Source organism: Mycolicibacterium nivoides, assembly GCF_003855255.1.
Classification (GTDB): Bacteria; Actinomycetota; Actinomycetes; order Mycobacteriales; family Mycobacteriaceae; genus Mycobacterium; species Mycobacterium nivoides.
Genome location: NZ_CP034072.1, coordinates 3,081,505 through 3,092,626, shown reverse-complemented (window position 1 = coordinate 3,092,626; position 11,122 = coordinate 3,081,505). Strand labels below are relative to the sequence as shown.

8 protein-coding genes and 1 pseudogene are annotated in these 11,122 nt (G+C 67.9%); 3 read left to right on the top strand and 6 right to left on the bottom strand.

All coding sequences use genetic code 11. The annotated features are described in order from the left end of the window. Positions 1 to 43 precede the first annotated feature (43 nt). From EH231_RS14795 to EH231_RS14780, 3 genes are all read right to left on the bottom strand, one after another. Positions 44 to 829 carry a prolipoprotein diacylglyceryl transferase gene (locus EH231_RS14795; protein ID WP_124712638.1) on the bottom strand — a complete coding sequence of 262 codons (786 nt, stop codon included), beginning with the start codon at positions 827 to 829 and terminating at the stop codon, positions 44 to 46. Between the two features lie 25 nt (positions 830 to 854). Then, the gene (locus tag EH231_RS14790) at positions 855 to 1,559 is read right to left on the bottom strand and encodes a ZIP family metal transporter (protein ID WP_090427584.1); all 705 of its coding nucleotides are present in this window, start codon (positions 1,557 to 1,559) and stop codon (positions 855 to 857) included. 531 nt (positions 1,560 to 2,090) lie between these two features. After that, on the bottom strand, positions 2,091 to 2,444 hold the full coding sequence (locus tag EH231_RS14780; protein ID WP_044521695.1) for an ArsR/SmtB family transcription factor: 354 nt from the start codon (positions 2,442 to 2,444) through the stop codon (positions 2,091 to 2,093). 106 nt (positions 2,445 to 2,550) lie between these two features. Here EH231_RS14780 and EH231_RS14775 point away from each other — a divergent pair, with 106 nt between their 5' ends. Beyond that, a complete protein-coding gene (locus tag EH231_RS14775; RefSeq protein ID WP_124712637.1) occupies positions 2,551 to 4,506 on the top strand; it encodes a heavy metal translocating P-type ATPase in 1,956 nt (651 codons plus the stop codon). Between the two features lie 92 nt (positions 4,507 to 4,598). Here EH231_RS14775 and EH231_RS14770 read toward each other — a convergent pair whose 3' ends face one another. Further along, a complete protein-coding gene (locus EH231_RS14770) occupies positions 4,599 to 6,470 on the bottom strand; it encodes a propionyl-CoA synthetase (protein ID WP_124712636.1) in 1,872 nt (623 codons plus the stop codon). A gap of 358 nt (positions 6,471 to 6,828) precedes the next feature. Between EH231_RS14770 and EH231_RS14765 the strand changes: the two genes are divergently transcribed. Both EH231_RS14765 and EH231_RS14760 read left to right on the top strand, forming a co-directional pair. Next, positions 6,829 to 7,302 carry an SRPBCC family protein gene (locus tag EH231_RS14765; RefSeq protein ID WP_124712635.1) on the top strand — a complete coding sequence of 158 codons (474 nt, stop codon included), beginning with the start codon at positions 6,829 to 6,831 and terminating at the stop codon, positions 7,300 to 7,302. Next, positions 7,299 to 7,730, top strand: a pseudogene (locus EH231_RS14760) (phytoene desaturase family protein); the annotation flags it as partial. The gene EH231_RS14765 and the pseudogene EH231_RS14760, both read left to right, overlap by 4 nt. Before the next feature lie 154 nt (positions 7,731 to 7,884). On the opposite strand, the gene EH231_RS14755 reads toward EH231_RS14760, so the two are convergent. Together EH231_RS14755 and EH231_RS14750 are read right to left on the bottom strand one after the other, a co-directional pair. Then, a complete protein-coding gene (locus EH231_RS14755) occupies positions 7,885 to 8,586 on the bottom strand; it encodes a response regulator (protein ID WP_044520029.1) in 702 nt (233 codons plus the stop codon). Then, positions 8,583 to 11,120 (bottom strand): DUF4118 domain-containing protein, encoded by a 2,538-nt coding sequence (locus tag EH231_RS14750; RefSeq protein ID WP_090427592.1) that lies wholly within the window; start codon positions 11,118 to 11,120, stop codon positions 8,583 to 8,585. The genes EH231_RS14755 and EH231_RS14750 overlap by 4 nt, the downstream gene beginning before the upstream one ends. Positions 11,121 to 11,122 lie beyond the last annotated feature (2 nt).

The window sequence follows — 11,122 nt, the reverse complement described above, 5'->3', positions numbered from 1 at the left end:
TCGCCGGGTGGGGTCGTATCGTCAGGTGGGCCGGGCGGTGTCGTCATGCGGGCACCTCCTGAGAGTGGGCTGGGTTGCGATAGTACCCGCGGCGGTAGCCGTACCACAGCCGAAACCCCAGGATCAGCAACGACGGCAGCAGGAACCATTGCGGGCGGGTCAGATCCAGCCACACGGTCTCGTTCGCCCGGACGAATTCGACGAAGAAGCGGAACACCGCGTAGCAGGCGACGTAGAGCACGAACAGTTCACCGGGCCTGCCGATGCGGGGGCGCAGCCACAACAGCACGGCGAATGCGGTGAGCTGGAAGGCGATCTCGTAGAGAAACGACGGGTGCATGGCGGCGCCGGTGAGGCACCCCGGGCACTCGGGGGTGTCCGCCGGTGCGTGGATGCCCCACGGCAGGGTGGTGGGGCGGCCGGGGGCTTCGGTGAGGTGGCAGCCGACGCGGCCGATCGCCATGCCGAGTGCGACCGCGGGGGCGAACAGGTCGCCGGTCTTTCCGCGATAGCCGCCGAGTCGTTTGGCGATGAGCACCCCGAGATAGGCGCCGAGCAGTCCGCCGAGGATGCTGCGCGAGCCGAACTGCCAGGCCTGTGCCAGGGTCGGATTCGCGCTGAAGTCCAGGTGCCGTACCCACCCGGTCAACCTCATCCCGATCGCGCCACCGATCAGCGCCCCGGCCGCGGCGACCACGGACTGCTCGTTGACCGCACCGCGCCGGCGGGCCTCGAGGACGAACACCAGCAGCGCGGCGGACACCCCGAGGGCGACGAACAGGTTGTGCACCCCGACGCTGACGGGCCCGAGGTGCCACTGCGCAGTCACCTGCCGAACCTAACCCGCCGCCGGTTCACCCGGCCAGCGACAATCCCGCGGCGACGGCGAAACCGAGCACGGCCGCCAGGCCGGCGTTCTCCTTGGCTTTCTCGGTGGCCTCCGGGATCATCGAGCCCACCAGCATGACCAACAGCGCCCCGGCGGCGAAACCGTTGATGCCTCCCCGGAATTCGGCGCCGGCCACGTTCTGCAGCTGATAGCCGCCGACGGTGGCCAGCGCGCACAGTGCGGCGATCGCCGCCCAGCTGCCCACGATCCGGCGGGCCGGTTCTCCCGCGGATTTCATGTCGCTGGCCGATCCGATGGATTCGGGCAGGTTCGACACGAAGATGGACACCACAAGGGCCAGGCTGACGCCGGCTCCGGCCGCGATGCCGATGCCGAGGGCGGCCTGTTCGGGAATGCCGTCGAGCAGGGCGCCGAGGAGCAGGGGCAGCCCGGCGGTCTGGGTTCCCTTGCGGCCCAGCCGATCTACTGCCTTGTCCGCGAGATAGAACACCACGGCTCCGACCGCGAGACCGAGGGCCACCGCCCAGGCGCCACTGGCCCGGAAGCCTTCCTCGGCGAGTTCGAAGGAGATGCTGGAGATGAGCGCCCCGGCGCCGAATCCGAGGACCAGGCCGACAAGGCGTTGATTCCAGTCCCGGACCACGCCGGCGACCGCGCCGATGAGCAGCGAGGATGCAGCGACCAGGCCCCAGGTCAGCGCGGTGAGCACGCCCGCAGCATAAGACAGCGCAGGATGGGAACCGGGAAATTGGGGGCGGCGGGGAGAAAAATGCCGGAGAGAACGGCCTGAGAGGCGAGACAGCGCGAAATCGCACGACCGATCGGTGCGATCGATGAGGTTATGGCCCGATGATCAGGCGGCGTAGCGGTTAGGGGTGGTGACCTGTCGCCGGTTGCCCGGACGACAGGCCACCGACGGCGTCAGCGCCGCGCGTTGCAGTTCGGGGGGTTTCCGCAGTGGTGGCCACCGTCGCAGGCATTGCAGCGACAGGTGCAGGATCCCTTGGTTGCCATGCGCATCGTTGTTCAACTCCTCACTGTTCGGGTACCGCCGGTATGGCCGGCAGCAAACTCCCGAGTTTGGGCGGACATCAACATATAACGACTTCACAATAGTTCGGGTCACGGCGAAAATAAAGGATTCCGGCAACGGCGCGAGTTTTGCCCACGAGGCTTGTTTCGGGTCGGCCGCTGAAGTGAACAATGCGTGAAACTCTTTGGCTGCAGCGCGTTTAGGGGTTCAAGCGGTGGTGTCGCGGGCGCCCAGTCGGAGATGCTCGATGTGGTAGATGGCTTCGTCGAGAAGTTGCGCCACATGGCTGTCGTAAAGCCGGTACACGATATTGCGGCCGTACCTGTCGCCGGTCACCAGTCCCAGCGCCCGCAATAGCCGGAGCTGATTGGAGACCGCGGGCTGTTCCATGCCGACCGCCGCGGACAGTTCGGTGACCGAGCACGGCGATTCCCGCAGTCGGGTCAGGATCAGCAATCGGTTGGGGGAGGCCAGGGCCTGCAGGGTCTCGGCAACTTTGGCCGCCGAGGCTGCGTCGAGGGACGCTGCCGGTGTCGCCCGCCCCTCAACTCCGTGACCCATGGCATTCATTCAAGCACGTGGCCCAAAATGTAGGTGATACATTTCAATCTCTACATGTTTAAATATCTTAGGTGTGTACGGCGAGGATGAACGGGAGGCGCACTCGATGACCGCTCTGTCGGCCGACCGGTTGCCGGTGCGTGAGGGCCATGACGGCACCGCCCGGCCCGGCGGTGCGCGCCGGATCGGCACGTGGATCTGGTCTCTGGACTCGGTGCGCTGGGCCGTCGCGGCACTGGGGTTGATGCTCTGCGGCGTGGTTGTGCAGTTGGCCGATGCGCCACAACCGCTGTGGTGGACGCTGTATCTCGCGTGCTATCTCGCAGGCGGTTGGCAATCCGCGGTGTCGAGCGTGCGGGCACTGCGTGACCGCACGCTCGATGTCGACCTGCTGATGATCCTGGCGGCGATCGGTGCGGCATCCATCGGGCAGGTATTCGACGGCGCACTGTTGATCGTCATCTTCGCGACGTCAGGCGCGCTGGAGGATGTGGCCACCGCTCGCACGGAACGTTCGGTGCGCGGGTTGCTCGACCTGGCCCCGCCCGATGCGACATTGTTCGAGGACGACGGCACCCAGCGCACCGTCGCCGCAGAGTCGCTGCGGCCCGGCGACCGCATCCTCATCCGGCCCGGGGAGCGGATCTCGGCTGATGGCACCGTGACCGGTGGGTCCTCCGACGTCGACCAGTCCTCGATCACCGGTGAACCGCTGCCCGTCGTCAAACAGGTGGGTGACGACGTCTTCGCCGGGACGCTCAACACTGCTGGGGCGCTGCAGGTAACGGTCACTCGGGATCCGTCGAGCACGGTGATGGCCCGCATCGTCGCGGCCGTCGCCGCGGCCTCGGCGACCAAGGCCAAAACGCAGCTGTTCATCGAGAAGGTCGAGCAGCGCTATTCGGTGGTCGTGGTGGTCGCGACCCTGGCGCTGTTCGCGGTGCCGCTGGCGCTGGGCGCCGATCTGCGCTCAACTCTGTTGCGCGCCATGACTTTCATGATCGTCGCCTCGCCATGCGCGGTCGTGCTCGCCACCATGCCGCCCCTGCTGTGCGCGATAGCCAATGCCAGCCGGCGCGGCGTGCTGGTGAAATCCGCGGTCGCCATGGAGCGGCTGGCCGACACCGACGTCGTCGTGCTCGACAAGACCGGAACACTGACCACCGGCGCTCCGCGGGTATCGGACGTGGTGCCCCTCGGCGAGGTGGAGTCCGACCGGGTCCTCGCAACCGCCGCTGCCGCAGAACAATTCAGTGAGCACCCGATCGGGCGGGCCATCGTCGCCGAGGCGGCATCCCGCGCCGTCGCGGTGCCCGAGGCCACCGGCTTCACCGCCTGCGCGGGCCGCGGGGTCCGGGCGACCGTCGACCGGCGCCCGGTCGAGGTACTCAGCCCCGCGGCGTATGCGGGCCCGGCGATAGCGGCGGTGGCCGAGATCGAGGGGACCGGGGCGACCGCCGTCGTCGTGACCGTCGACGGCCACGCCATCGGGGTGCTGGGGCTGCGTGACCAGGCCCGCCCGGGCGCGACCGCCGCCGTGCGGGCGCTTCGGTCCCTTACCGGATGCTCGCCCGTGCTGCTCACCGGTGACAACCATGCCGCGGCAGCGCAACTGGCCGGGCAGCTGGGCATCGAGGATGTGCGGGCCGGACTGCTGCCCGAAGACAAGGCCACCGCGGTCCGGGAACTGGAATCCGGTGGGCGTCGGGTTCTCATGGTGGGCGACGGGGTCAACGACGCGCCGGCCATGGCGTCCGCGCATTCGTCGATGGCGATGGGGCGCAGCGGTGCCGATCTCACCGTCGACACCGCCGACGTCGTCACCGTCGGCGATGACCTCTCGGCGATCGCCTCTGTGGTCGCGCTGTCCAAGCGGGCCCGGCGGCTGGTCATCGCCAACCTGGTCATCGCGGGCACCGTCATCACCGTCCTGGTGACCTGGGACCTGTTCGGACACTTGCCGTTACCGCTGGGCGTTGCCGGTCACGAGGGCTCGACCATCCTGGTCGCCCTCAACGGGTTGCGGCTGCTGCGCAACCGCGCCTGGCCCCGGCTTCCCTAGCGCGAGCAGTCCCCCGCAAGCGGGAGGGTCCCCAGTGAATGTACCGAAAACACCGGCGTGTCGGGTACATTCACGTCTGCTCGCGGGAAGAACTAAGGGTGCTGCAGGACGTCCTTGAGCGCGTCGAGCACCGCGGGATCCTCGATGGTGGAGGGCACCGGCTCGTCCAGGCCGTCGGCGATACCCCGCATGGTCTTGCGCAGGATCTTGCCCGAACGGGTCTTCGGCAGCGCCGCGACCACGTCGACCTTCTTGAAAACCGCCACCGCGCCGATGTTTTCCCGCACCCGGTCGACCAGCTCCTGGGTGATCCCGTCGGTCGAGGCCCCGGTCTTGAGCACCACGAAGCCGCGCGGCACCTGGCCCTTGAGTTCGTCGGCGACACCGATCACCGCGCATTCGGCCACCGAGGGGTGGTCGGCCAGCACGGCCTCGATCGACCCGGTCGACAACCGGTGTCCGGCAACGTTGATCACGTCGTCGGTGCGGCCCATCACGAACAGGTAGCCGTCGGAGTCCACGTAGCCGCCGTCGCCGGTGAGGTAGTAGCCGGTGAAGGCCGACAGATACGACGCGACGTAGCGGTGGTCGTCGCCCCACAACGTGGGCAGGGTGCCCGGGGGCAGCGGCAACTTGATGCAGATGGCGCCTTCCTCGTCGGCCTCGCACCGGGTGCCGTCCGAACGCAGGATCTGTACGTCGTAGCCGGGCATCGGCACGGTGGCCGAACCGGGCTTGATCGGCAGGGGTTCGACGCCCATCGGGTCGGCGGCGATGGCCCAGCCGGTTTCGGTCTGCCACCAGTGGTCGACCACCGGGATGCCGAGTTTGTCGTTGGCCCAGTGGTAGGTGTCGGGGTCGAGGCGCTCGCCGGCCTGGAACAGGTACTTGAGCCCCGACAGGTCGTAGTCGGCCAGCCGCGTGGCTTCGGGATCTTCCTTCTTGATCGCCCGGATCGCGGTCGGGGCGGTGAACAGCGCCTTGACGCCGTACTCGGCGGCCACTCGCCAGAACGCCCCGGCGTCGGGGGTGCCGACCGGTTTACCTTCGTAGAGAACGGTTGTCGCGCCCAAAAGTAATGGCGCGTAGACGATATAGGAGTGGCCGACCACCCAGCCGACGTCGGAGGCCGCCCAGAACACGTCGCCGGGTTCCACGTCGTAGATGTGGCGCATGCTCCACAGCAGGGCCACCGCGTGCCCGCCGTTGTCGCGGACGATGCCCTTGGGTTTACCGGTGGTGCCCGACGTGTAGAGCACGTACAGCGGGTCGGTCGCGGCCACCGGCACCGGATCGACCGGTGCGGCGTCGGCCACCAGCTGCCGCCAGTCGTGATCGCGCCCGGCGACCAGCTCGCAGGGACACTGCTCGCGCTGGAGGATGACGCAGGCCCGGGGCTTGTGCTCGGCGATCTCGAGTGCGGTGTCCAGCATGGGCTTGTATTCGACGGTGCGTGTCGGCTCGATGCCGCAGGATGCGCTGACCACGACCACCGGGCGGGCGTCGTCGATCCGGGTGGCCAACTCGTGTGCGGCGAACCCGCCGAACACCACCGAGTGCACCGCGCCCAGCCGGGCGCAGGCCAGCATCGCGATGACGGCCTCGGGGACCATCGGCATGTAGATCACCACGAGATCGCCCTTCTTCACCCCGAGTCCGCGCAGGGCACCGGCGAACCGGGCCGTGGCGTCGCGCAACTGGCTGTAGGTGTAGGTGGCCTTCGTGCCGGTGACGGGGGAGTCGTAGATCAGCGCGGTCTGATCGCCGCGCTCGGCGACGTGGCGGTCGAGGGCATTGGCGCAGGTGTTGAGCTCGCCGTCGGGGAACCACCGGTAGAACGGCGGGTTGGTGTCGTCGAGTATGCGCTGCGGCTCGGACGTCCAGGTCACCGCCTTGGCGGCGTCGGCCCAGAAGGTGGCCGGGTCGTTGAGGCTGGCGTCGAAGAGGGCGCGGTAACCGGACATAGCGCAAACCGTAATCTGCGTCACTCGCAAACTCGGCACAACCCCGCAAATGATCGACAAGCGGTGGCCTTTTGTCTGCGGACGGCAGCCACGTTTGATTCGGGCACCGCCGGGTAGCCCAATGACCATGGTTGAAGCACGACCGTTCGCATGTTCGCCATGGTGACGCTGGGATCGAATCGCGTCCCGCCGGGCACGAGATGAGGCGCTCATGAGGGGTCGGCGAGGTACTAGCCGAGTCCGTTCTATCCCAGGCCATCGGCCTGGCTGACCGGGTGCCATCCGGATTCGGTGCAGTGCCATGCCGGCTGATTTCCGGACCCTCCGGGACGAACCTGATTCGAAAGGATCGTGTGACATGAACTCAACCTCGGTTGCAGTGGACAGTTCCCTCACCGTCAAGCGCGATACGACTGCGACCCGCAAGCAGGTGTGGGACGTCATCGCCGACGGGTGGACGTACTCGCAGTGGGTGGTGGGCAATACCCGGATGCGTGCGGTCGATCCGAATTGGCCGGCCCCCGGCAGTGTGATTCACCACACAATCGGCATCTGGCCGATGGCGCTCAACGATGAGACCGTCGTCGAGTCCTGCACGCCGGGTGAGGAACTGGTGTTGCTGGCCAAGGCCAGACCCTTCGGACTGGCACGAATTGCTTTGCGGCTCAGTGACACCTCTTCGGGATCGCGCATCGAGATGGCGGAGGTTCCGGTAGGCGGTCCGCTGAACTGGGTGCCGCGCCGGCTGGCGTTGGCGGTCGCCTATCCCCGCAATCGCGAATGCACCGAACGATTGGTGGCGTTGGCCGAACGCCGCACCGAGCCGCAATGAGCACAGACAATGCCGATGCGGTGGTGATCGGTGCCGGTCACAACGGCCTGGTTGCCGCGGCGATGCTGGCCGATGCGGGCTGGGACGTGATGGTGCTCGAAGCCCAGTCGGTGCCCGGCGGTGCGGTGAAGAGCGCCGAACTCTTCCCGGGGTATGTCAGCGACCTCTACAGCGCCTTCTACCCGTTGTCCGTGGTTTCGCCTGCGCTGGCCGCGCTGCATCTAGAGGACCACGGGCTGCGGTGGACTCACGCTCCCGCGGTGGTCGGTCACCCCCGTTCGCCCGATGATGACGATGCCCCGGTGATCTATCGCGAGATCGACCGCACGGTTGCGGAATTGGAGCGCCGCCAGGTCGGTGACGGCCTGCGTTGGTACGCGCTCTTCGAGCAGTGGGAGCAGATCCGCGGTGCTCTCATCTCGACGCTGGTCCTGGCGTTGACCGTGGGTTCGCGGGCGAAAGTCGGGGAGCCGGCCGGATGGCAGCGTTTGCCGGTGCTGGTCACCACCTAGCGCGAGCAGACGCAAAACTGCCCCTTTTCACGCAAAAGGGGGCAGTTTTGCGTCTGCTCGGCGCAAGAGGTTACTCCTGGAAGCGGTACCCCATCCCCGCCTCGGTCAGCAGGTGGACCGGGCGTGACGGGTCGTCCTCGAGCTTGCGACGCAGCTGCGCCAGATAGACCCGCAGATAATGGGTTTCCTTCGCGTAGGCCGGTCCCCACACCTCGCGCAGCAGCTCTTCGCGGCCCACCAGCTTGCCGCGGTTGCGCACCAGCATCTCCAGCATGCCCCACTCGGTGGGGGTCAGGTGCACCTCGTGGTTGTTCTTGGTCACCTTCTTGGCGGCGAGGTCGACGGTGAACGACGAGGTCTCGATGACGGGCTCGTCCGTTTCGGAAGCCGCCGCACCGCGGCGCACCGCAGCGCGCAGCCGGGCCAGGAACTCGTCCATGCCAAAGGGTTTGGTGACGTAGTCATCGGCCCCCGCGTCGAGCGCCTCGACCTTGTCGGACGAGTCGGTGCGGGCCGAGAGCACGATCACCGGCGCCGACAGCCAACCGCGAAGTCCGGCGAGCACCTCGATGCCGGACATGTCGGGCAGGCCGAGGTCGAGCACGATCACGTCGGGGCGGTGATCGGCGGCGGCCCGCAGTCCCTGGCCGCCGTTGGTGGCGGTGTCGACCTCGTAGCCGCGCACGGACAGGTTGATCCGCAGCGCGCGAAGGATCTGCGGTTCGTCGTCGATCACAAGGACCCGGGTTTTGATGGCGTTGGTAGGTGTCATGCCGGTTCGTCCTTTGGCGGTGCAGCAAGGTCGATTTCGACGGTCAGGCCACCGCCGGGGGTGTCGGTCGCCGAGATGGTCCCGCCCATGGCTTCGACGAAGCCGCGGGCAACGGACAGGCCCAGCCCGACGCCGATGCTGGTGTCGTGATCGCCGAGTCGCTGGAAGGGGGCGAAGAGTTGTTCCTCAACCCCGCGTGGCACCCCGGGCCCTTCGTCGATCACCGCGATCAGCACCCGGTCGGCCACCTGCCCGGCACTCACCCGGATGGGACCGCCGGGCGCGTACCGCAGCGCGTTGTCGATCAGGTTGGCCAGCACCCGCTCGAGCAGCCCAGCGTCGGCCATCGCCACCGCATCGCCGACGTCGACCTTGACCCGGTCCAGGCCCTCGCGGGTGAATCCGGTGGCGCCCCTGCTGATTCCCAGCAGAGCACGCTGCGTCGTCTCCTCCAGGTACACCCGGCGCAGCTCGGGGCGGACCACCCCGGCCGACAGCCGGGACGAGTCGAGCAGGTTGCCGACGAGCGCCGTGAGCGCGTCGATGGATTCCTCGATGGTGGCCAGCAGTTCGGCGGTGTCCTCGGCCGAGAAGTCGATGTCCTCGCTGCGCAGGCTCGAGGCGGCAGCCTTGGCCGCGGCCAGCGGGGTGCGCAGGTCATGGCTGACCGCCGACAGCAGCGAGCGGCGCAGTTCATCGGCCTGCGCGATGGCGGCGGCCTTGCCGGCTTCCTCGGTGAGCTCGCGCTGTTTGACCAGCCCGGCAGCCTGTTTCGCGACGGCGCTCAGCACGCGGCGATCGCGCGCGGCCAGTTTCCGTCCGGCCATCAGCAGCCAGAATTCGTCGTCCCCGACTTCGATCGCGGTGTCAGCGGTGTCCACGTCTGCGCACGGCTTGGTGCCCACGCAGGCCACGATGTCGGCGGTGCCGTTGCGTTCCCTCAGTAGGCTCACCGCCCGTTGGGAGTACGTCTCCCGCAACCGTTCCAACAGGGTGGTCAGATCCGCACCGCGCAGCACCGACCCGGCGAACAAGGTCAGCAGCTCGGCTTCCTGGGAGGCCTTCCTGGCTTCGCGTGCCCGGCTGGCGGCACCGTCGACCAGCGCCGCGACCGCCACCGCGACCAACAGGAGCACGACGACGGTGACCGCACTGTCGGGTTCGGCGATGGTGAATGTGTGGCGCGGGTCGACCAGGAAGTAGTTGAGCAACAGCCCGGACAGCAGCGCCGAGAGTCCGGCGGGGGCAACGCCACCGAGCAGCGCGACGATCAGCACGCCGATGAAGAACAGGGCGCTCTCGCCGCTGACCCCCAGATACGGGTCCAGCAGGGTCACGATCGCCAGGCAGATCGCCGACGGAACCACCAGGCTGGCGAGCCAGGAAGCGATGTGGCGCTGCCGGGGTGTGGCCGTCGACCAGCCGAAGCCGCGACGGGCCTGCTCATGGGTCACCATGTGCACGTCGATCTTGCCGGAATGCTGCACCACGACCGCGCCGATGCCCTCGTCGAACATCCGGGCCCAGCGGGACCGCCTCGACGTGCCCAGCACCAGCTGGGTGGCATTGCGCTCGCGGGCGAAATCCAAGAGCGCGGTGGGGACGTCGTCGCCGACGACGGTGTGCACAGTGGCCCCGAGGCTGGTGGCCAGCTCGCGCACCTTGCCCATCTGCGGTGCCGAAACCCCTGACAGGCCGTCCCCGCGAACGACGTGCACCACCATCAGTTCGGCGCTGGATTTCGACGCGATGCGGGATGCCCTGCGCACCAGGGTTTCCGACTCGGCGCCGCCGGTGACGGCGACCACCACGCGCTCGCGGGCCTCCCAGGTGTCGGTGATCTTGTTGTCGGCACGGTATTTGGCCAGTGCGGCGTCGACCTGGTCGGCCAGCCACAGCAGGGCCAGTTCGCGCAGTGCGGTGAGGTTTCCGCGCCGGAAGTAGTTCGACAGTGCGGCGTCGACGCGCTCCGGCGCGTACACGTTGCCGTGGGACAGCCTGCGGCGCAGCGCCTCCGGGGTGATGTCGACCAACTCGATCTGGTCGGCCGCCCGGACCACCTCGTCGGGAACCTTCTCCTGCTGCTCGATTCCGGTGATCTGGGTGACCACGTCGTTGAGGCTTTCCAGGTGCTGGACGTTGACCGTTGATATCACGGTGATCCCGGCTTCGAGCAGTTCCTCGACGTCCTGCCAGCGCTTGGGGTTCTTGCTGCCCGGGGTGTTGGTGTGGGCGAGTTCGTCGACCAGCACCACCTGGGGATTGCGGGCCAGCACCGCGGCCACGTCGAGTTCGGGGAAGCTGCCTCCCCGGTACTCGACGTAGCGCGGCGGGATGGTCTCGATGCCGTCGAGCAGGTCGGCGGTTTTCTTGCGCCCGTGCGTCTCGACCACCGCGGCAACCAGGTCGGTGCCGCGTTCGAGCCTGCGGTGCGCCTCACCGAGCATCGCGTAGGTCTTGCCCACGCCGGGAGCCGCACCCAGATATATGCGCAGCTCACCGCGTTTGGTGGGGTTCGGCGCCGACGTACTCACAA